At 62.0% G+C, this 20,965-nt stretch carries 23 protein-coding genes; 15 read left to right on the top strand and 8 right to left on the bottom strand.

Annotated elements, in window-relative coordinates:
- Positions 1–84 precede the first annotated feature (84 nt).
- The 3 genes from CDA63_RS01685 (at position 85) to CDA63_RS01675 (ending at position 3,084) form a co-directional block, all read left to right on the top strand.
- Positions 85–1,167, top strand: coding sequence for a patatin-like phospholipase family protein (locus CDA63_RS01685; protein ID WP_088462703.1), 1,083 nt, complete (start codon positions 85–87; stop codon positions 1,165–1,167).
- Positions 1,168–1,262: 95 nt separating this feature from the next.
- Positions 1,263–2,459, top strand: a complete 1,197-nt coding sequence (gene kbl / locus CDA63_RS01680; RefSeq protein ID WP_088462702.1) for a glycine C-acetyltransferase — start codon at positions 1,263–1,265, stop codon at positions 2,457–2,459.
- Between the two features lie 202 nt (positions 2,460–2,661).
- A complete protein-coding gene (locus tag CDA63_RS01675; RefSeq protein ID WP_088462701.1) occupies positions 2,662–3,084 on the top strand; it encodes a hypothetical protein in 423 nt (140 codons plus the stop codon).
- On the opposite strand, the gene cdaA is transcribed toward CDA63_RS01675, so the two are convergent.
- Both cdaA and folP read right to left on the bottom strand, forming a co-directional pair.
- The gene (gene cdaA, locus CDA63_RS01670) at positions 3,081–3,923 is read right to left on the bottom strand and encodes a diadenylate cyclase CdaA (protein ID WP_088462700.1); all 843 of its coding nucleotides are present in this window, start codon (positions 3,921–3,923) and stop codon (positions 3,081–3,083) included. The genes CDA63_RS01675 and cdaA overlap by 4 nt on opposite strands.
- On the bottom strand, positions 3,920–4,789 hold the full coding sequence (folP, locus tag CDA63_RS01665; protein ID WP_088462699.1) for a dihydropteroate synthase: 870 nt from the start codon (positions 4,787–4,789) through the stop codon (positions 3,920–3,922). The genes cdaA and folP overlap by 4 nt, the downstream gene beginning before the upstream one ends.
- 107 nt (positions 4,790–4,896) lie before the next feature.
- On the opposite strand from folP, the gene CDA63_RS01660 reads away from it, so the two are divergent.
- The 5 genes from CDA63_RS01660 to CDA63_RS01640 all read left to right on the top strand — a co-directional run bounded on the left by CDA63_RS01660 (position 4,897) and on the right by CDA63_RS01640 (position 9,230).
- A complete protein-coding gene (locus CDA63_RS01660) occupies positions 4,897–5,451 on the top strand; it encodes a DUF1599 domain-containing protein (protein WP_088462698.1) in 555 nt (184 codons plus the stop codon).
- Between the two features lie 98 nt (positions 5,452–5,549).
- The gene (locus tag CDA63_RS01655; protein WP_088462697.1) at positions 5,550–6,656 is read left to right on the top strand and encodes a BT_3928 family protein; all 1,107 of its coding nucleotides are present in this window, start codon (positions 5,550–5,552) and stop codon (positions 6,654–6,656) included.
- 101 nt (positions 6,657–6,757) lie between these two features.
- Positions 6,758–7,816, top strand: coding sequence for an ABC transporter permease (locus CDA63_RS01650; RefSeq protein ID WP_165768150.1), 1,059 nt, complete (start codon positions 6,758–6,760; stop codon positions 7,814–7,816).
- Between the two features lie 147 nt (positions 7,817–7,963).
- Positions 7,964–8,485 carry a shikimate kinase gene (locus CDA63_RS01645; protein WP_088462696.1) on the top strand — a complete coding sequence of 174 codons (522 nt, stop codon included), beginning with the start codon at positions 7,964–7,966 and terminating at the stop codon, positions 8,483–8,485.
- Positions 8,486–8,549: 64 nt separating this feature from the next.
- The gene (locus CDA63_RS01640) at positions 8,550–9,230 is read left to right on the top strand and encodes a sterol desaturase family protein (RefSeq protein ID WP_088462695.1); all 681 of its coding nucleotides are present in this window, start codon (positions 8,550–8,552) and stop codon (positions 9,228–9,230) included.
- Between the two features lie 94 nt (positions 9,231–9,324).
- Here the strand turns inward: CDA63_RS01640 and CDA63_RS20725 are convergent, their stop codons facing one another.
- From CDA63_RS20725 to CDA63_RS01615, 6 genes are all read right to left on the bottom strand, one after another.
- On the bottom strand, positions 9,325–9,498 hold the full coding sequence (locus CDA63_RS20725) for a hypothetical protein (RefSeq protein WP_165768149.1): 174 nt from the start codon (positions 9,496–9,498) through the stop codon (positions 9,325–9,327).
- Between the two features lie 169 nt (positions 9,499–9,667).
- On the bottom strand, positions 9,668–10,087 hold the full coding sequence (locus CDA63_RS01635; RefSeq protein WP_088462694.1) for a response regulator: 420 nt from the start codon (positions 10,085–10,087) through the stop codon (positions 9,668–9,670).
- 62 nt (positions 10,088–10,149) lie between these two features.
- Entirely contained in the window at positions 10,150–13,896 is a 3,747-nt protein-coding gene (locus CDA63_RS01630) for an ATP-binding protein (protein ID WP_088462693.1), read from the bottom strand.
- Between the two features lie 155 nt (positions 13,897–14,051).
- The gene (locus tag CDA63_RS01625) at positions 14,052–14,543 is read right to left on the bottom strand and encodes a hypothetical protein (RefSeq protein WP_126546685.1); all 492 of its coding nucleotides are present in this window, start codon (positions 14,541–14,543) and stop codon (positions 14,052–14,054) included.
- A 193-nt stretch (positions 14,544–14,736) separates the two neighbouring features.
- Positions 14,737–15,450, bottom strand: coding sequence for a GAF domain-containing protein (locus tag CDA63_RS01620; protein ID WP_165768148.1), 714 nt, complete (start codon positions 15,448–15,450; stop codon positions 14,737–14,739).
- Between the two features lie 391 nt (positions 15,451–15,841).
- A complete protein-coding gene (locus CDA63_RS01615) occupies positions 15,842–16,525 on the bottom strand; it encodes a LexA family transcriptional regulator (RefSeq protein WP_165768147.1) in 684 nt (227 codons plus the stop codon).
- Positions 16,526–16,656: 131 nt separating this feature from the next.
- Between CDA63_RS01615 and CDA63_RS01610 the strand changes: the two genes are divergently transcribed.
- The 7 genes from CDA63_RS01610 (at position 16,657) to dnaB (ending at position 20,963) form a co-directional block, all read left to right on the top strand.
- Positions 16,657–16,881, top strand: coding sequence for a hypothetical protein (locus tag CDA63_RS01610; RefSeq protein WP_088462689.1), 225 nt, complete (start codon positions 16,657–16,659; stop codon positions 16,879–16,881).
- A gap of 27 nt (positions 16,882–16,908) precedes the next feature.
- A complete protein-coding gene (locus tag CDA63_RS01605; RefSeq protein ID WP_088462688.1) occupies positions 16,909–17,295 on the top strand; it encodes a hypothetical protein in 387 nt (128 codons plus the stop codon).
- Positions 17,292–17,684, top strand: a complete 393-nt coding sequence (locus CDA63_RS01600; RefSeq protein ID WP_088462687.1) for a hypothetical protein — start codon at positions 17,292–17,294, stop codon at positions 17,682–17,684. The genes CDA63_RS01605 and CDA63_RS01600 overlap by 4 nt, the downstream gene beginning before the upstream one ends.
- A gap of 78 nt (positions 17,685–17,762) precedes the next feature.
- Positions 17,763–18,053, top strand: coding sequence for a type IV toxin-antitoxin system AbiEi family antitoxin domain-containing protein (locus CDA63_RS01595; protein ID WP_088462686.1), 291 nt, complete (start codon positions 17,763–17,765; stop codon positions 18,051–18,053).
- A gap of 58 nt (positions 18,054–18,111) precedes the next feature.
- On the top strand, positions 18,112–18,699 hold the full coding sequence (locus CDA63_RS01590; RefSeq protein ID WP_088462685.1) for a hypothetical protein: 588 nt from the start codon (positions 18,112–18,114) through the stop codon (positions 18,697–18,699).
- Positions 18,696–19,514, top strand: a complete 819-nt coding sequence (locus tag CDA63_RS01585; protein WP_088462684.1) for a hypothetical protein — start codon at positions 18,696–18,698, stop codon at positions 19,512–19,514. Before CDA63_RS01590 ends, CDA63_RS01585 begins: the two co-directional genes overlap by 4 nt.
- Positions 19,515–19,520: 6 nt before the next feature.
- Entirely contained in the window at positions 19,521–20,963 is a 1,443-nt protein-coding gene (dnaB, locus tag CDA63_RS01580) for a replicative DNA helicase (protein ID WP_088462683.1), read from the top strand.
- Positions 20,964–20,965 lie beyond the last annotated feature (2 nt).

Below are 20,965 nucleotides of genomic sequence, written 5' to 3'. Positions count from 1 at the left end.
CCGCTACGCGGAGATGCCCTATTTTGCACCTTGTTAGTGTCGGCGCTGGCGGCGGTTTTATGGGGCATTTTTAAACGACGGGCAATGCGGCAAAAAGTACGCTTGGTGTTGATGGGGCTGAGTCTTGGGCTGGCCGTAACCGCGCGGGCTCAGCCAATTGCACCCCCCGTCCGGTACTGCAACCTCGTGATGGAGGGCGGCGGCATCCGGGGCATTGCCTACGGCGGGGCCTTGGCCGAACTGGAGCGCCAGGGGCTGCTGGCCGACCTGCGGCGGGTGGGCGGCACCTCGGCCGGGGCCATTCAGGCGGCGCTGCTGGCCGTGGGCTACGCCCCCGCCGACATCATCTGCATCGTCAACGAGCTGCCCATTCAGCGCCTCAACGACGGCCGGCTTATTTTTTTTGGGGGCAGCACCCGCCTGCTGAAACAATACGGCTGGTACCGGGGCGACGCCTTCACGAACCTGTTGGCCGAGCTGGTGGGCCGCCAGACCCAGCAGCCCGATCTGACGCTGGGCCAGTTGCACGCGCTGGCTCAGCAGCAGCCCGCCCGCTACCGCGACCTGTACACCACCGGCACCAACCTCACCCGGCAGTGCGCCCAGGTGTTCAGCTACGAAACCCACCCCAACCTGCGCGTGGCCGATGCCGTGCGCATCAGCATGAGTATTCCGCTTTACTTCCGGGCCGTGCTGCTCGATGCCACCACGGGCCAGGTAGTGCGCCAGCCGGCCAAAGAGCAGGCCGTGGAAGTGCTCGTCGATGGGGGCTTGCTGGCCAACTACCCGCTCGATTTGTTCGACCACCCACGCTACCTGACCACGCCGCCGCCGTACCCGGGAGCTCGGCCAGCCACGGCCCCTTTTATCAACCCCGAAACGCTGGGCATTCGCCTCGACCGGGCCGAGCAGATTGACCTTGATGCCCAACCCGGCGGCCGGCAGCAGTTGGCACCCTACGTCATTCAGGATTTCGGCTCCTACATCGGAGCCCTTTACACGGTGGCCCTCGAAAATCTTAACCCCGCCCGCCCCACCGATTGGGCCCGCACTATCAGCATTAACACGCTCGGGTTTCAGCCCAAAGTACGCCGCGTACCCGAAGCCCAGAAACAGCAGCTCCTGGACAGCGGCCGGGAGGGCGTGCGGGCGTTTTTGGCGCGGTGAGGAATGGCGAGCCGCCTCCTGCCACCTGCCCGATTCACCTTCCGTACCTTTGTGCCGTTCCCGCTCACTTATTCACATACTCAAGCAGCCACTCTATGTACACCACCCTTCAGCCCGATCTTCAGCAGCAACTCCAGGAAATAAAGGACGCCGGCCTTTACAAGCAGGAGCGCGTGATCACCTCGCCCCAGGGCGCCGAAATCGAGACCCGCGAGGCCGGCGACGTGCTCAACTTCTGCGCCAACAACTACCTAGGCCTTAGCTCGCACCCGGCCGTGATTGAGGCCGCCAAGCAGGCCATCGACTCGCACGGCTACGGCCTGTCGTCGGTGCGCTTTATCTGCGGCACTCAGGATATTCACAAGGAGCTGGAAAAGAAGCTGGCCGAATTCCTGGGTACCGAAGACACGATTTTGTACGCGGCGGCCTTCGACGCCAACGGCGGCGTATTCGAGCCCCTGTTCAACGAGCAGGATGCCATCATTTCCGACTCGCTCAACCACGCTTCTATTATTGATGGCGTGCGCTTGTGTAAGGCCCAGCGCTACCGCTACATCCATAACGACATGGCCGACCTGGAAAAGCAGCTCCAGGATGCCCAGGCCAAGGGCAGCCGCCACCGCATCATCGTGACGGACGGCTCGTTCTCGATGGACGGCACCATTGCCCAGCTCGACAAAATCTGCGACCTAGCCGACAAATATGAGGCTCTGGTGATGGTGGACGAGTGCCACAGCACCGGCTTTTTGGGCAAAACCGGCCGTGGCACCCACGAAATGCGGGGCGTAATGGGTCGGGTCGATATCATTACCGGCACGCTGGGCAAGGCCCTGGGCGGGGCCATGGGCGGCTTTACCACCGGCCGCCAGGAGATTATCGATATGCTGCGCCAGCGCAGCCGGCCTTACCTGTTCAGCAATACGCTGGCGCCCGCCATTGTGGGGGCCAGCCTGCGGGTATTGGAGCTGCTCACCGAAAGCACCCAACTGCGCGACCAGCTCGAAGAAAACACCAAGTATTTCCGCCAGCAGATGACGGCGGCCGGCTTCGACATCAAGCCCGGCGAGCACCCGATTGTGCCCGTTATGCTCCACGATGCCAAACTGAGCCAGGAATTCGCTGCTAAAATGCTGGAAAAGGGCATTTATGTAGTTGGCTTCTATTTCCCCGTCGTGCCCAAAGGCCAGGCCCGCATCCGGGTGCAGTTGAGCGCGGCCCACACCCGCGACCAACTCGACCAGGCCATTGCCGCCTTTATCGAGGTAGGCCGGGAGCTGGAGGTTATCAAGTAAGTGCCTCTATTGCTCAGTTTCTGCTAAAAGGAAAGCTTGCCGGATAATTCCCGGCAAGCTTTTTTCATGATTTAAGCTGTTCAGGAAATCAAGCGGCCGCCAGATGAAGCACGAAGCTCTCGTGCGTTTGAAACGAGTTTCTAAAAACAGCTTCATTATTTCCGCCGTAGTGCCGTCATTATAGGCTTACTTGTTCTGCTCTATGAAAACGCTTCTCACAACTCCCGGCTTGACGATGGCCCACGATGCCGAGAACGGCTGGCTGCATCTGATTTGGCGTGGGATGCATTCGGAAGAGGAATCTCAGGCATGTTTCCTCAGAATTCTGGACCAAGTCTGCCTGACTCAGGTGAGCCGCATTCTCAACGATGCCACCCAGGACGAAGACGGTTGGACGGAACTCACCCGCTGGATGAACCGGGATTTTCTGCATAATCTGGCCGATGTCGGAATTGTGGCCATGGCTTGGGTACTGCCCGATAACCTGCAGGCGCGTACAGATGTGCATCGGATGCTGGCCCCGCTGGATTGCCCCATGGTGGATACCTTTTCGGACCCCGAAGCCGCTTACCGTTGGCTGCAGCAAGCACCTCCGCAGGGTAACTGCCAACTTCCTACACCCTAAGCGGCCACTTCTGCCGAGGAGGCCGCCGCCGGAGCCGTGGGCTTACTTTCCCCATCGAAAAGCAGTTCATTGAGGCGGGTGCGCAGGTCGGCGGGGGCTAGGTTGCGAAATACCTCGCCGCCGCGCACCACCGAAATCTGGCCCGTTTCCTCGCTTACTACCAGCACCACGGCGTCGGTTACCTCCGTCAGGCCGATGGCGGCGCGGTGGCGCAGGCCCATGGAGGCAGGCACGTCGGGGTTTTCGCTCACCGGCAGAATGCAACGGGCGGCCTTGATGCGGCCATTGGCGATAATCACGGCGCCGTCGTGCAAAGGGCTGGTTTTGTTGAAGATGCTCATGAGCAGGCGCTTGCTTACGGCGGCATCAATCAGGTCGCCCGAGTCGGCGAAAAACTTGAGGTCGGAAGCCAGGCTGAAGGCAATCAGGGCCCCGGTTTGCTTGCCGGCCAGGCTTTTGGCTGCCTCGATGAAGGGCGTCACGTTCATACGATCGGCCCCGGATTCGCGCCGCCACGGGAATACCCGCAGGCGGCTGCCGAAGCTGGTGGCCTTGCCCACATTGAGTAGAAACCGCCGGATTTCCTGCTGAAACAGAATGATGCCGGCCAGCACGCCCACGCTCATAAACTGGCCCAGAATGCTGGTCAGCAGCTCCATGCCAGCGGCCTTCACCACCAGATAGAACAGGTAGAGCGACATGAAGCCCAGAAAAACCTTGAGCGCCACGCTGCCCGTCAGCAGCTTGTAGAGCTGGTAGAACAGGGCCGTGACCAGCAGCACGTCCACGACGTCGATCCAGCCAATGCGCAGGAAGCCGATGGAGAAGGAGCCAATCACGGAGAAATCGGAGAGTAAGTGTTCGATACGAGTTGGATAGTTTGTACGGCTTCGGCCACGTCGTGTACGCGTAGCAGCCGGGCCCCGCCGAGTACGGCCAGGGTATTGAGGGTGATGGTGCCGGCCAGCGCCGCCTCGGGCTGTAGCCCCAGCGGCTTATAGACCATGCTCTTGCGCGAAAGCCCGGCCAGAATTGGTAAGCCCAGCAGGTGCAGCTCGGGCAGCCGCCGCAGCAACTCGTGGCTCTGAGCCGGCGTTTTGGCAAACCCGAAACCAGGGTCGAGGAGTACGTCGGTGACGCCGTGGCGGCGTAGCTCGGCCAGCTTGTCGCGGAAGTAGCGCACCAGCTCCAGCACGATGTCGCCTTCGTAGTCGGTGTGCTGGGTCATGGTCTGGGGCGTGCCGCGCAGGTGCATGAGTACGTAGGGCACGCCCAGACGGCCGGCGGTGGGCAGCATTTCCGTATCGAGCGTGCCCCCGCTGATGTCGTTGAGGATGTCGGCCCCGGCGGCCACGGCCAGTTCCGCTACCTCGGCCCGGAAGGTGTCGACCGACAGAAAAGCTTCGGGAAATGCACGGCGCACGGCTTCGAGGGCGGGCAGTAAGCGGTGTTTTTCCTCGTCCACGGAAATATCCTCGGCTCCGGGACGCGACGAGTAGCCGCCCAGATCGAGCACGGCGGCCCCGGCTTCGAGCATGACTTCGGCCCGGCGCAGTAGCTCGGTTTCGGAGCCCACGCGGCTGCCGGCATAGAACGAGTCGGGCGTTAGGTTGAGGATGCCCATCACCCGCGGACGGCGCAAATCGAGCACCCGCCCGCCGGGGCAGCGCAAGGTTTGCGTCGGGGAAAAGCACGTATCTTGCATGGGTATTGGGTTAATAGGGCATCCAGAACAGTGTCATGCTTCGACTTCGCTAAGCATGACACTGCGCTGATAGAACGCCCGGTTTCCAACAAAATAGCCGCAAAAACTTGGAGAATCAAACCCAGCATGAATACGACCGGGTAATTGACCGGTGCCGGACGCTGTTTCTGGCCAAAACCCACGACTACGGTACGGCCTGGCGCATCCTGCGCCTGCCCAGCATCACCGACCAGCTCTACATCAAGGCCCAGCGCATCCGCAGCATCCAGGAGAAGGGCACCCAACTCGTGGCCGATGGGGTGGAGGAGGAGTTCGTGGCCATCGTCAACTACTGCGTTATTGCCCTCATGCAGCTGCGCCTGCCCGCCGAGGCGCCCCTCGATCTGGAGCCCGCCGCCGTGGCCCGCGCCTACGACGGGCAGGTGGAGGAAAACCGCCAGCTGCTGTTCGCCAAAAACCATGACTATGGCGAAGCCTGGCGGCAGATGCGCATCGAAAGCATCACCGACATCATCCTCATGAAGCTCCACCGCACCAAGCAAATCGAGGACCTCGGCGGCCTAACCAAGGTATCGGAGGGGGTGGAGGCCAACTACCGCGACATGCTCAACTATGCCGTATTTGTGCTGATCAAGATGAATTTTGGGGAACTGCGAAGTTGAACGGCGAAGCTGAGCCCCGTCCCTACGTAAAGCCGGATCTAAGCCGCATCTTTGCGTAGAAGGTGCCGAATCGTAACTCAGTCTCCCAACAACCCATCATGAAACAATTCACCCGAATCTGCTGGCTCCTGCTGGGCGTGGTGTTCATCTTCTCGGGCCTCGTGAAGCTCAACGACCCGATTGGTACGGCCCTCAAGCTGGAGGAATATTTCGAGGTTTTCTCGCGCGACTTCGGCTCGTTCTTCACCATTTTCCTGCCCCACACCCGCACGCTGAGTATTTTCCTGAGCTCCCTGGAAGTGGTGTTGGGCGTGGCCGTGTTACTGCGCTGGATGCTACGCCAGGTGCTGTGGGTGCTGCTCGGGCTGCTCGTGTTCTTCGGGTTTCTCACCTTCTACTCGGCCGCCTTCAACAAGGTAACCGACTGCGGGTGCTTCGGCGACTTCATCAAGCTCACGCCCTGGACTTCGTTTGCCAAGGATATGGTGCTGCTGGGCTTGTGGGCCGTGGTGTTCTTCAACCAGCGTTACCTGCGCCGGGTGTTCGCCCGCGGCACGGTGGGCGTGATGTATATCACGTTTGCCTCGGCTGTGGCCATTGGCATCGGGGTGCGGGCGCTGGGGCATCTGCCCTACTTCGATTTTCTGCCCTACAAGGTTGGCAACGACATCGGCCAGCTCATGAAGCCCCGCGAGCAGGCGCGCTACCAGTACGTAATGGAGCGCAACGGCGAAACCAAAATCTTCGCCGACTACCCCACCGACTCGACCTGGAAGTACAAGAGCATGGAAGTGCTCAACCCCGAAACCAGCCGTCCCGTCATCACCGACTTCGCTGTTTTCGATGCCGAAGGCCAGGATCATACCCAGGAGGTGCTCAGTGGCAACAAGCTGCTGCTGATTGTGCAGAACGTGAATGTGACTGACCGCGACCGGTTCCGCGAAATCAACGAGCTGCTGACGGCCACGGCCAAGTCGCGCAAGCAGATTCAGCCCCTGATCATTACCAGCAGCAGCCCCCAGGAGTTCGACGCTTTCCGCCACGATGTAAACCTGGCTGGCCCCTACTACTTCGCCGACGCCACCGTGCTCAAGTCCATGATCCGCTCGAACCCCGGCCTGGTGCTGCTCCAGAATGGCGTCGTGAAAGCTAAATTCCACTACCACGACATCCCCGCCCTCAGCAAGCTGGAAGAAGAACTGTAATGTAGCTGTCAGGAAAACAGAACGTATCATGCTTCGACTTCGCCTCCGGCTGCGCTCAGCATGACACGTTCATCTAGCCAAAAAACACCCACTAAAACTCAATGCTTCAATTCATCATCAGCCGGTTGTGGCAGGGGGCATTGGTACTGGTGGGGGTGGCCTGCACGGTGTTTTTCCTGTTTCAGGTGCTGCCCGGCGACCCGGTGGCCCTGCTGGCTGGCCAGCGCTCCGATGCCGCCACCCGCGCCGCCATTGCCGCTGACCTGGGCCTCGACCAGCCCCTGCCGGGCCAGCTGCTGGGCTACCTGAATGACGTGTCGCCGCTGGGCCTGCACCCGCGCGACTCGGCCGGCCTGGCCCGCTACGGCGGCCTCGCGTTGCTGCCGGTAGGCGGCGGGCGAGCCGTGGTGCTCAAAGCGCCTTACCTGCGCCGCTCGTTCCAGAGCAACAAAGAGGTGCTCAGCATCCTGCTCGACCACTTTACGGGCACGCTCTGGCTGGCCCTGGCGGCCATGCTGCTAGCCACGGTGGTGGGCATTGGGCTGGGCATTGTGGCCGCATTAAAGGCTCACACCTGGCTCGACCGCACGCTGGTTTCAACGTCGATTCTGGGTATCTCGGTGCCTTCGTTCGTGGCCGGCATTTTGGTGGCCATTACGTTCGGCTTCTACTGGAGTCGCTACACCGGCCTTAACCTCACGGGCCAGCTCTACGAAACCGACCCATTTACGGGCCGCCACCTGGTGCTCAAAAACCTGCTGCTGCCGGCTCTGGCCCTGGGCGTGCGGCCGCTGGCCATCATCGTGCAACTCACCCGCTCCTCCATGCTCGACGTGCTCAGCCAGGACTACATCCGCACGGCCCGGGCTAAGGGCCTCTCGGGCTACCGCGTGGTGGTGGGACACGCCCTCAAAAACGCCCTGAACCCGGTCGTGACGGCTGTTTCGGGCTGGCTGGCCTCGCTCATGGCGGGCGCGTTCTTTATCGAGTACATCTTCAACTGGAAGGGCCTGGGCACGGTTACGCTCCGGGCCGTTGAGAACCTCGATTTTCCGGTCGTGATGGGTGCCACCATTTTCATTGCCGCGCTGTTTGTGCTAGTCAACATCGTGGTCGATATTTTCTACGCCTTGCTCGACCCGCGGGTGAAGCTGGGGTAGGCGGTGATGGAGCTTGAGGCGAGTAATGCCAACTGATTCGGTAAGTTGGTCGGACGAAGCCGCCTGAGAATCAGCACCCAGCACGTCCTCCGTTTCCCAACCGCAACCGCTTTTCGCGTATCCTCCGTCCCTTTCACCTTCCTTGCTATGAAGCTATACCTGATTGGCATGCCTGGCGCGGGCAAAAGCACGCTGGGCCGGGCGTTAGCCCTGGCGTACGAGGTGCCGTTCGTGGACCTGGATGAGGAAATAGTGCGCCGGGAGCAGCGCAGCATATCCGAGCTGTTTGCCCGTGAAGGCGAGGAGTATTTCCGCCAGTGCGAGGCCGACGTGCTGCGCGATGTGGTGGCCCGGTACCCCGCGCTGGTGCTGGCAACCGGCGGCGGCACGCCCTGCTTTCATCACAACCTAAAGGTGCTGCTCGAAACCGGCCTCACGCTCTACCTTTCGGTGCCGGTGCCCGAGTTGGTGCGCCGCCTGCTGAAGTCGGCCGCCACCCGCCCCTTGCTGGCCGCTTTGCCCGACGCCCAAACCCTGGAAACGCGGTTGCATGAAACCTTAGCCGTACGCCAACAGTTCTACGACCGCGCTCCGCTGTGCTGTGCCGCTCCGGTCTGTTCGGCCGCCATGGTCCGGCAACTGGTGGCGCGCTATTCCACCACCGCCTGAGAAGGCGACCCTGCCATTTGCGCAGGGATATGTATTTTTGCGCTTTCATCAATCCCGTATTGGTATGAATACTACTTCTGATGCTCCGGAAGTCGCGGCCCCCCGGGTAACCCCGGTTAAGACCCCCGACGCCGTGAAGCCCAAGCATAAAGGTTCGGCCCGGCTGTTCGAGAATGCCACGCTGGAGCGGCTCACCCACACCCACATTGCCGGCCCGCTCACCATTTTCTTCTCGGTAGCGGCCATAAGCCTCTATTATAGCCTGAGCCGGGGCCTACTGAACGGACTATCGGCGTTCGGGCTGTTTCTGGGCGGCTGGCTGCTCTTCACGCTGGCCGAGTACCTGATGCACCGCTACGTGTACCATCTCGATGCCAATACGCCCGCCCGGGCCAAGTTCCAGTACACCATGCACGGGGTGCACCACGAGTTTCCCAAGGATAAAACCCGCCTAGCCATGCCGCCAATCCTGACGGTGTTCGTGGCCTCGCTGCTGTTCTTCATCTTCCGCTTCACGTTCGGCAACGCAGGGTTTGGGGTGCTGGCCGGTTTCGTATTCGGCTACGCGCTCTACCTGTTCGTGCACTACGCCATCCATGTGTATGCTCCACCCAAGAACTTTCTTAAGTTCTGGTGGCACCACCACGCCATGCACCACTACCGCCAGGAGGAAGTAGCCTTCGGCGTGAGCACCACCCTTTGGGACCATGTGGTGGGTACCATGCCCGACCGCAAAGGCAAATAAGTAGCCTGCTTCGTTTCTAAAAGATAAAGGGCGCCCCTCAGAATTGGAGGGGCCGCCCTTTGCTGTTGCAGGAGTTCAGAAGTAAACCAGTCGGCTACCCGCGCATCTTGCGCACGATAAACCAAAACAGCAATATCAGCAGAAAAATGCCAATCAGCGCCGTCCAGGCGCCGGCTTTGAAGATAGTGCCAATGGCGTCGCAGCTGCTAAGCGAGAAGGTGAGCAGCACCAGCAGCGCTGCCAGGAAGGGTAAACGGAAGAAACTCATAGCGGGGGGGTGAGGTAAACGGGAGATGCCCGACTATTCGGGACTGGACTGATGTACTGTTTCGGCCGCCAAAAGGTTGATGGAGTCGCGCCTAAAACAACTGTGGGCCACTACAAGTGTTGATCGGCCGCCGCCAGTGACGGCGATACCGCACGGCGGCGGTGGCCGGTTAGCCCAGCGGCGTCGCTCCGAAATGCTCGTCTACCAGGGCCTGGAGCTTCTCTTTGGTCAGGGGTTTGTTCAGGATTCCCGCCACAGGCAGTTGTTGCACCCGTTCCAGGTCGCTTGGCAGCAGGGAAGTAGTGAGCATCACGATGACGATGCCTTGCTGCCAGGGCCGGGGCAGCCGGGCGTAAGCCTCCAGAAACTCAATGCCGTTCATAACGGGCATCTTCATGTCCAACAAGATCAGGTCGGGGCAGGTGGCGCTTACTGGTTCGCAGGCCTGCTGCAGGGTCTGCAGAGCTTCGGCGCCATTTTCGGCAATGTGCAGGTGCTCCACCACGCCCAGGCGTTTGATGAGCATCTGGTTCAGAAAGTTGGTGGTCGTGTCGTCGTCCACCAGCAAAACGCTGGAGAGTTGAGGCATGGCAGGAAGGTGGCCGCCGTGAGAAACTGGCCAGATAATGGTACGGTCCGGCAGGCCGGTGGTTACATTCCCTGCACCGGAAACCACATGGCGAACGTGGAGCCTTCGCCCTCCCGGCTCTGCACCGAGATGGTGCCGCCCGCGTTTTCAACCATCTTCTTGACCATGTATAGCCCGACGCCCGTGCCCTCCACGTGGGTATGCAGACGCTCAAACAACCCAAACAGCTTGGCCTGCTGCCCCTCGCTCAGCCCCAGGCCATTGTCCTGCACCCGCAGCACGCAAAAGTCGCCTTCGCGGCGGCAACTGAGGCGCACTACCGGCAGTCGGTCGGGGTGGTGGTATTTGAGGCCGTTGCTCACCAGGTTGTAGAGCATGCTGCGCAGGTTCTTGGCCGCCAGCAACAGCGTGGGGCACTCCGCTACGTCTACCTCCAACCGGCCGCCGCTTTGGGCCAGCAGCGGCAGCAGATCCAGGCGCACATCCTCGATGAGGGGGAGCAATTCCGTGGGCGCCGCCGGGTGGGCAAATTCGAGTTGCAGCTTGCTCACGTCGGTGAGGTGGGCAATGGTGCGGGTGAAGCGCTCCACCGCATCCTGCATGCGCGCCAGCACGGGCAGCAGTATATCGTTGGTGCGCAGCTCGGCGGGCAGCAGGTCTTCGAGCAGCCGCAGTAGCCCCTCAATGTTACTGATGGGGGCTTTGAGGTCGTGCGAAGCAGTGTACACAAAGTTGTCGAGGTCGCGGTTGGTGCGCACCAACTGCTCGTTGGTTTCTTTCAGCTCCGTAATGTCGATGGCCGAGCCCACGTAGCCATACAACTCTCCGTTGGGGAAGTAGCTGGGTGCGCCTTGGGCCAGCAGCCAGCGGTACTGCCCATCGTGGCGACGCATGCGGTGCTCCAGCGTGTAGCGGGTGCGCGAGTCAATGGCCTCGGTGAGGGTGCGTTGGGCCGTTTCCAGCTCGTCGGGGTGCATGTAAGGCCCCCAGCCGGTGGCCTCGTACTGGGCTGGCGTCACGCCCACAAAGTCGACGAAGGCTTGGTTGATGTAGCGGATGCTGGAGTCCGGGTTCACTGCCCACACTATGTTGGGAGCTACATCGGCCAAAATCCGGAAACGCTGTTCGCTTTCGTGCAGGGCCTGGGTGCTGGCCTTTTGCGCCGTGATGTCGCGGGCTACCGCGAACATGTGCGGCTGCCCATCGAGGGTAAGGCCCCCCATGCTGATTTCTACGGGGTAGGTGCTGCCATCTTTGCGGCGGTGCAGGGTTTCGAAGGTTGGCAGTGGCCCGAGCTGCGCCTGCGCAAAGGCCTGCCGGTACTTTTCTTCCTGGTAGATGGGGTCCACGTCGGGCACCCGCAGCTGCGCGGTTTCGGCGGCGGTGTAGCCCCAGCGCTGGCGGGCCAGTTCGTTGAGGTAAGCAAACGAGCCGTCGGCGCGCATCAGGATAAAGGCATCGAACGCGTGGTCGCTAAGCACCTTAAACTTGCGCAGCTCTTCCTCGGCGGCCTGCAACCGGGTGTTGTCCTGGCGGGTGCGGGTAATGTCGAGCTGGGTGCGCACGCGGGCCAGCAGCTCCCGCGCCGCGAAGGGCTTTACCAGGTAGTCGTCGGCGCCCTGGTCCAGGCCCTCTACGGTAGCCTCCTCGCCGGCCCGGGCCGAGAGCAACACCACCGGAATCCGGGCTGTGTCGGGGTTTTGTTTCAGCGCCTGCAGCAGGCCGAAGCCGTCGAGGTGGGGCATCATCACGTCGGAAATAACCAAATCGGGCCGTTGCCGGGCCACGGAGTCCAGGGCCTGCAGTCCGTCGGCCGCCGTGTGCACGGTCCACTGCGGCTGCCGGGCCAGAATGCGCTGCACGTAGCTGCGCATGTCGGCGTTGTCGTCGACCACCAGGATGGTCGCCGCGGCCTCATCGGCCGGTTCCGCCGCCGGCGTGGTGCCGGGGGCGGCCGGCAATTTGGGCGTTTCGGCCAGCCACAGTTGTGCCTCCGCCACAAACGCCGTTCCGGGCCCCGGTTGCGGGGCTTCCGGCCGGCCGGTGCGCACCCGCTCGGCCGGCAGGTGGGCCTGGCCCAGCGGTAGGCGCACGGTAAACGTGCTACCCTGCCCTGCCTGGCTTTCGGCCGTAATTTCCCCGCCGTGTAGCTGCACCAGCTCCTGCACGAAGGCTAACCCGATGCCGGACCCCTCGTGGGAGCGGGACTTCATGCCCTCGGTCCGGTAGAAGCGGGTGAACAGCTTGGGCAGCTCGGTGGCCGAAATACCCTCGCCGGTGTCCGTCACCCGCAGCACGGCCTGCCCATCCTCCTCGCTTACACCCACCCGGATGCCCCCCGTAAAGGTGAACTTCAGGGCATTGGACAGCAGGTTGAACACGACCTTTTCCCACATGCCCGCGTCCACATAGACGGGCGCGCTCAGCCGGGGGCAATCCACCGTCAGGGTCAGACCGGCTTTTTCCAGGGCCGCCCGAAACACGCCGGCCAGCTCGGCCGTGTAGGCCGCCAGGTTGAGGGGCGCGAAATCGGCCTGCAGGCGGCCGGCCTCAAGGCGCGAGAAATCCAGCAGGTTGTTCACCAGCCGCTGCAGGCGCAGGGTGTTGCGCTGCACCAGCGTCAGGCGCTCGTGCTGGAAGGCGGGTAGCGGGTGAGCGTCATCGGTCAGGGCGTCTTCCAGCGGGCCGAGCATCAGGGTCAGCGGGGTACGAAACTCGTGGCTGATGTTGCTGAAGAAAACTGTTCTGGCGCGGTCTAGCGCAGCCAGCGCTTCGGCACGCTGGCGCTCCTCAGCCAGGGTGCGGGCCTTAGCCAGGGCCGTGGTAGTGGCGCCCACCAGCAGGTCGAAAAAGAGCGCATATTCGGCATCCAGTGCCCGGCGGGCACTCACGCCCAGCACCAGAAAATAAGCCGGCTGCGCTGCCCCACCCAGCTGTACCGGGTACACCAGGGCCGTGTGCGGGGCCTCCGGGTAGGGGCCGCTGGTAAAGGTGCCGAAGTCGGTAGCTAATTGTTCTACCCGCTGCACGATGCCGACGCGCGCAGCCTCGGCCAGGGGCCAAGAGGCGCGCGCACCGGCGGCCAGGTCAATGGCGGCGGGCATCAGCGCCGGGGCTTGGTCCAGGCCCACCTGACCTTCCAGCAATGCCTGTTCGCCCCCGGGCGCCGCCGAATAGAGCGCCACGAACGGTAAATCTGCCGCAGATTCGCGAAAGGTTTCCAGCAGCCGAATGGCCGTTTCGTGCTCGGTGTCTCCTCCCGCCGTACGCTCGGCCACCGTGCGTAGAATGTTGAGGCGCCGCTCGGCCAGGGTTTGCTGGGTGAGCTCCGTGACGGGGTGAAACAAACCGCCCACCCCGCCCGATTCGTCGAGAATTGGGCTGAAGGAGAAAGTGAAAAACGTTTCTTCCAGGTAGCCGAAGCGGTCAAGAAACATGCGTTGGTTTTCCAGAAAGCGCGTTTGCCCGGCCGAGGCTTGCTCGAAGGCTTCGCCCAGCCCCTCCCAGGCCGAGGCCCAGCACTCCTTGTAGTCCTGGCCCAGGGAAGTGGGGTGCTTGTCGCCGCACAGGGGCCAGTAGCCGTCGTTGTAAATCTGTACCCGCCCGGGGCCCCAGGCAATGCTGATGGGAAAGTTCGAGGCCAGGCACAGGCTCACTGTGGTGCGCAAACTCTGCGGCCACTGCTCAATGGGCCCCAGCGGAGTGGCCGACCAGTCTTTGGCAGTCACCAGCGCGGCCATCTGGCCGCTGCCGGCCAGCAAACCCGGCGCGGGTATCGGCGTGACCGAAGCCGAAGTGGAGTCAGGCATAGGCAAAGGTAAACGGACGCTGGAAGGGTAACTACATCCGTGGCCGCAAACGAATTCAAATAGTGCGAGGGGAGTGGCTGGGCTACGTCTCTTCTAAAGGATCGACCTTGTTAACTAGTAAGCGGGTACGGCCACCCCGCCGGGCGCGCCCAGACCTACTGCGCAGTTTCCGGGTACATACGCTCATATAGCAACTGGGCGGCGGCGGCAAGTAGGGGCTGGTCGCTGGTGCGCTCCTGGCAGCGCTGCAAATCATAGTGGCAGAGCGTTCCGAAGGGTCGGCCCTGCCCGTCGCGCATAAGCGTACCGCAGTAAGAAATAACCGGCGTTTCGATACCTAGTGCCTGCAAGTCCAGGGTGGCGTCCAGAATCTCTATCGGTGCCTCAGTACGGCCCACCAGGGAGCAGTACGTGGCGGCCATCGGCGCGTCGTTGCCCTGCCGCACGTCGGCCATCTTCCGGTCAAATAGCACCTCGCTGCGCAGCATGTCCTCATCGAAGCGGTAGATACCGGTGTAGCGGTGGGGTGTACGGCGGTTCAGGTAGCCAAGGGCCTCGTGCACCCCCTGCTGGTGCAGCAGGGCGGTAAACTCGGCTATTTCTGCCGCCATCGGGTTCTGCTCGTTGCGGATGGTTGCGTTCATCATAATCCAGGATAAAGCCCGACGTGTCGGTAGGCAACTAGCTGTCTGGCCGCCGGGCTTAGGGGGCGTTTCAGGCGTTGGTTGAGAGGTAACACAAACCGGGGCAGTGGTTCGTTGTTTGTTGCAGTAGGGTGCTTAAAGGCGAATTTTTTTTGCGTCGTAAACTGCGCCGTCAGATGCCGCACCTAGTCCGGTATCAGCGTCGGTGGGTGTCCAGCATCAGCTGCAGGTCGTGCATGCGGCCTTCCACTTGGGCCAAAAAGGCCACCGGCACGGGTACTGCGCTGCCATTGCGGGCATTTAGGTAGCGCACGAGCGCATTGAGGGAGCCGATTTCTTCCTGCAGTTCACCGCTCAGATGTGCCCAGTGGCCTCGGTCTCCATCGGGGCGGGTGCGGTAGAGGTGGCGCACGGCCAGAGTGCTGCTAACCAGACCCGCGAGTAGCTCCAGAATGCGCTGCTCATCGGGCGTAAAGGGGCGGGGCTCACGGTTGATGAGGCACAGCGTACCGAGCGGACGCTGGTCGGGCAGCAGCAGCAACGCTCCGGCGTAGAAGCGCACATGGTTTCTCTGAGCCGCTTGCAACGCCTCGGCCGGAATAGCCGGGTAATGTTCCAGCATCACATCGTGATAAATCACGGCATGACCCAGTGAAATGGCGGTGGAGCACAGCGCCTCCACTCGCGGCTGCTGGCGATGGCCGGGCATGCCCACATTGGTCGGGTAATGCACCTCGGTCTCCTCCACTACCGAGAGCAGCGAAATGGGCACCTGAAACAGGCGCGCGGCCAACGCGACAAATTCCTCGAATACCGGCTCGGCCAGCGCGGCGAGTACCTCGAAGGAACGCAGGGCCCGGAGCCGGGCGGATTCGTCGTTGGGCAGGGCGGGGTGGGGAGGAGTTGCCATGCGGGCAAAAGGAGGAAAGGTGGTAAAGAGCGGAAGATAGTAAAACGGCCGGAAAATAACCATACGGAAATGCCCCATGCAGACTGCCCCAGACCCCAATAGTGAAATTCGCCCAGACCAACACGCGCTAGCCATCCATTCCACTAGCTACTCCTTTCCTGCTATGCCTGAGTTAGCCGGATATGCCGGCTTATGCCGGCTTATGCAAACTAGTCGATGTGCCCCAAATGGCCGTAAAACGAAGAAAGTCCGCCTTGAAGGGCGGACTTTCTAAAGCTTGGCGCTCCCTCCTGAGACCGCGTAAATCGCCATAAATGGCCCAATAACGCATATTCAAAGAATAGTGTCCCGGTCTGTGTCCCGGTCTCCCCGGTCTCCCCGGTCTCTGAAATTATTCTACTCGACCCCGAATAATATCCACCACCTTCCACAACCCGCGAATATCCTCCCCCGCCACGGTTAGCATGCCGGCTTTGGGGTTGTCAGAATGCAGCACGAGCTGCCGCTTGGTCATAAGGTCGTTGTCTTTGATTCGCTTCACCGTGAGTTGGTGCCCAAACGTGGCCACATACACCCCACTCACCGTGTACTTAATATCCTCAAAGGGAATCGGCGTCACCGCCACCAGCATGCCGGCGCGAAGCTGCGGCTCCATCGAATCCCCATCAATCTCGAACACCAGCGTACCGGCTTTGCGCAGCTCGGCGCTCGGTTTGTAAATCCGCATGGTTTCAAACTGGCCGTAGTCGCCTTCGGCAGCAATCAGCTCTACAAAACCCGCTCGAACCGGCACCGGAATAAAGGGGCAGTCGATGTACTCGGCATGCGCAAGCTTGCCCAGCAGGATGACATTCCCACCGGGGGCACCTTCGTCCTCCATCGGGCCGCTGCTAAACCAGAGCCAGTTGCGGCTGATGTTTAATTCTGTCACGATGGTTTCCAGCACCTCGTTACTTGGCTGGTGCCGCCCGCCCTCCAACTGAGCTACAGTAGGCCTTGCTACGTTCAGCAAATCAGCCATTTGCTGCTGCGTCAGCCCCCGCGCCTGGCGCACGACCTTCAGCCGTTCCGCCATGCTCAGTTCCGGCAAAGGACTAACTGAGCTTATTTTTTTGCGTTCCAGTGTAGTCATTTTGTAACATTTGGTAACTATTACCTACATTTGAGTATTGACACCGTACCCAAAGGTAACAGAACAAAACTAAAATGCAACCACTTGAAACCATTCCTACGCCGGCCGACCTGCGAACGTTGCTTCCCCACGGCGCAATTTCCAGCATCGCCCGCTCGCTGAAAATGTCCCATGCGGCCGTTTCTAAGGCCTTGCAGAAGGCCAAGCCCGCCCATCCCGCCGTCGCCCAGGCCGTGCGACTCATCAAAGAGGCCGGTAGCCAAGCTGTGCAGCACGACCTCAACCTCCTCAATCAGTAGCCCCCTCACCTTACGCCCCCTTTGATTATGATGCTCCTCATTAAAGCTAGTCAGGACTACCCCCATCGCCCCTTACCACCGGCTCCCTACCTGCTCGAAGCGCCCCGCGCGGCTACTGCGGCCTTGGAAGCCGCCATCCGGGCCTGCCCCCAAAACGACTTCACCGCCGACTACCCCCGTCCGACGCCCACCCAGCGCTACGAATTGGGCATCGTCCTCCAGAGTCCCTACCTGACCCACCGCGAGTTCGTCTGGATAGAGCTGTGGCGTTACGAACTCGACACCGACACTGCCGCCCAGGTACTCACGCAGCTGCAGCACATCATTGCCCACCGCAAAGCATCCGGCGTAGCCCCGGTGCCCTACAAGGGCAGCTGCTTCTTCCCCGAGCGCTACATGCCCCCGCAACCATGACCGAGCTAACCACTACCACCCCCGACGGCCTGCACATCACCGTCCGCATGCCCGACAACCACGCATGGGTGCGTGAGTCCCTGGAGAAGGCCTGCGCTGCCGAAGCCCGCCGCCAAATCGAGCACGCCCCCACGCCCGACCCGGCTTACTCGGTGCCCCGGGCCGCTGACCACCTCGACCTGCACCCCGAGACCCTGCGCGACTACATGCGCCTCCCTACCACGCACCCGCGCCGCATGCACTACGTCGCCGGCGAGTCCAGCCGCGGCGACCGCATCCTACTCTCGCAACTCCACGACTGGCAGCGCCGCAACCGCACCGACGCTGCGCCCCCGCCCGCTGCCGTGCCTGCCCCGCGCATCCGGGGCCGCATTCCCCGCAGCCAGTAGGCCAGTGCCCAAAATACGGCACTCAGGCCGCATAGAGGATGTATTCACCGCATGGTTTCACCCTCTAATTCTTTTCCCATGCAAGTTGCCCTCATCATCCCCGAAGCCGAATGGCGCGCCCTGGTAGCCGACGTTGAACAGCTCAAGCAGGAAGCCGAAAGAATCAAAGCTGCCACCCCAGCTGCGCTGCCCGACGACATTCTGACCGTGCCTCAGGCCGCCGCTGCCCTTGGCCTCACCCCCGAAGCCGTGCGCCGCGCCCGCCGCGAGGGTCGCCTCAAAGGCATCCGTCGCAACGAAAAGGAATGGGGGTTCTACCGCTCCGTCATTGAGCAGTTTCCCCGCCGGTACCACCGCCAGGGCCGCTAAGCCCATGCCCACCCTCCTGCCACTGCCGACCATCAAGCCGGCCTAATCCTCCTGCACCATGAATCAGTTGACCATCGTCGGCCCCAATAGCCCAGAAGCCACCACTTCCATCATCACCATCCAGCGGGCCAAGCTCAAAGACCAGCACCTATCCTGCGAGTTCACCGAGCAGCGCACCGACGACGCCCCACCCCGCGCCTTCGCCCTCACCTGCGCCGAGCAGGTCCACCCCGACCTCACCCACGCCCTAAGCCGCTTGGTCCCGCATCTCTGCCTGCTCACCGAGCAGCTAACCGAAACGTCCGACTACTGGCCCGACGAAGCCGAGGAACTCCCCGCCATCTTCGAGTCCTTCACCGTCACCGGTTTCTCCATGGGCCGACACCAAAGCGGCGTCACACTTATCGGCCAGCGTGAGCTCACCGGCGGCCGCGTGCTCAACCTCACTACGCCCTACCAATCCTTCGACGACGAGCTGGCCACCTACCCCTACACTGGCCTCCTCGAAGCCACCCTGGCCACCGCCTTAACCGAAGTCGAAGCCGCCCTCCGTGGCAAGTGCACCGACTACCGCCAACTCGACCTCTTCGAGCAGCCCACCACGACCACCATCCTCCCATTTGTGCCCACGCCGCCGCTGGCATGAAACTCCCCGCCATCCAATTCTACCCCGGCGACTGGCACAAGGACCAGGGCGTCCAGGCCCTCGACCTCGCCCAACGCGGCGCTTGGTTCGAGCTGCTGTTGATGATGCACGACAGCGACGAGCGCGGCGTGCTCCTCGTCAACGGCCAGCCCATGCCCGATGCCGTCATTGCCCGCCGCCTCGGTTTGGATAACCAAACGGCCAACCAAATTCTAACCACCCTGCTAACCTACGGCGTGGCCAGCCGCCGCAACACCGACGGCGCGCTGTTTTGCCGCCGCATGGTGAAAGATGAAAACCTACGTCAAGTACGTACCACAGCCGGCAAAAAGGGCGGAAATCCACGTTTGCTTAACCAAACTCCCAACCAAATGCCAACCACCGGGGATAAGCAAATTCCAACCCCTTCATTTTCATCTTCAATTACAACTTCAATAAAAGAGAGAGAGGTGGCTGACGCCACCGCACCCGCTCCTCTCATTGAAAAAGTTGTAAAGGAGAAGTCCACTAAAAAACCGGCTGATGCCCGGAAGAAAGGGCCCAATGCCCCGCCCACTCTCGCCAAAGTCCAGGCCTATGCCGCCGAGCAGCACCCCGCCAGCGCCGACGCCCAAACCGAAGCCGCCGCCTTCTTCGACCACTTTCAAAGCAACGGCTGGCGCGTCAGCGGCAAAACGCCCATGGCCGACTGGCAAGCCGCTTTCCGCAGCTGGATGCGCCGCCGTCCCCAATTCCAAATCGCTGGCACCAACTCAGCCACCCCAGCCCGCGCCCGCACTGCCCCCAAACCCGCCGACCCCACCCGCTGGAGCTAAGCCCTCATGTCCTCTCAATTACAACGCTTCCCCGCCACCGCGCCAACTAAGTCCAGCCACTTGCCGCCGCAGGCCCTGGAGCTGGAAGCCGCTGTACTCGGCGCCGCCCTGCTCGAAGCCGATGCCCAGCGCACCTTGCTGGCCACCCTGCCCACCGAGGAAGTATTCTACCTGACCGCCCACCAGCAAGTTTACCTGGCCATCCGCGACTTGGTGCAGCTCGGCGACCATGCCGACCTGCTCACCGTCGTGCAGCAGCTGCGCCACCGCGGCACCCTTCAGCGCATCGGCGGTCCCGCCTTCGTGGCCCAGCTCACCTCCAAAATCAACTCGGCCGCCCACTTCGAAACCCATTGCCGCCTCCTGCAGGAGCAGCACGCCCGCCGCGTCATTATCCGCGCCGGCACCGAGTTGGCCACTTACGCCTACGATGACAGCCGCGACCCACTGGAGCTACTAGCCACCGCCCAAACTCACCTCACCACCCTCCACCGCACCCTCGAAACCAAGCCCGGCCAAACCGCCGCCGCAGCCTTTGAGCCCACATTCGACCTGCTCAGCAAAGCCGTTGGCCAACACGGCCTCACCGGCATTCCCACCGGCCTCGCCCAACTCGACGGCCTCACCGGTGGCTGGCAGCCCGGCGACCTCATCATCCTCGCCGCCCGCCCCTCCATGGGCAAAACCGCCGCCCTGCTTCACTTCGCCCGCACCGCCGCCCTCGACCACAACCACCACACTGCCATATTCAGCCTCGAAATGCCCACCCTGCAACTCATGCAGCGCATGGTGACCAGCGAAGTCCCCGGCTACTCCAATTCCGACCTACGCCGCGGCAACCTCCCCGGCGGCCTCGAGCAAGTCGCCCATATCCGCCATCAAGCCCAGCGCCTCCAAACCCACGGCCACCAGCTGCACATCGACGATACCCCAGGCCTGAGCATCCAGCAGCTGCGCGCCAAGTGCGCCCGCCTCCACGCCCAGCACCCCCTCAGCCTGGTCCTGGTCGACTACATCCAGCTCATGCGCGGCGACACCAAAGGCAACCGCGAGCAGGAAGTAGGCAGCATCAGCCGCGGCCTCAAGGAACTGGCCAAGGAGCTCAACGCTCCCGTCATCGCCCTCTCCCAACTCTCCCGCGACGTGGAGAAGCGCGGCGGCGAGAAGCGCCCGTTCCTCAGCGACCTCCGCGAGTCCGGCAGCCTCGAGCAGGACGCCGACTGCATCGTTTTCCTCTGGCGCGGCGAATACTACAACATTGCCGAGTACGAAGACGGCACTCCCACAGCAGACACCGTTCTATTTGATGTAGCCAAGCACCGCAATGGGGCCACTGATGAAGTAATAGCCGCTTGCTCTATGAGGCGCGGCGTTTTCAGTGACCTCCTATCAATTGCCAATTCCTCAGGCCCTTTTGTTCCGTTATCAACTACTCGATTCAAAGCTTAAAG

The organism is Hymenobacter amundsenii (assembly GCF_002204745.1).
GTDB classification, from domain to species: Bacteria; Bacteroidota; Bacteroidia; order Cytophagales; family Hymenobacteraceae; genus Hymenobacter; species Hymenobacter amundsenii.
Note: the sequence above shows the minus strand (reverse complement) of the source record. Positions and strands in the feature narration are given on the sequence as shown.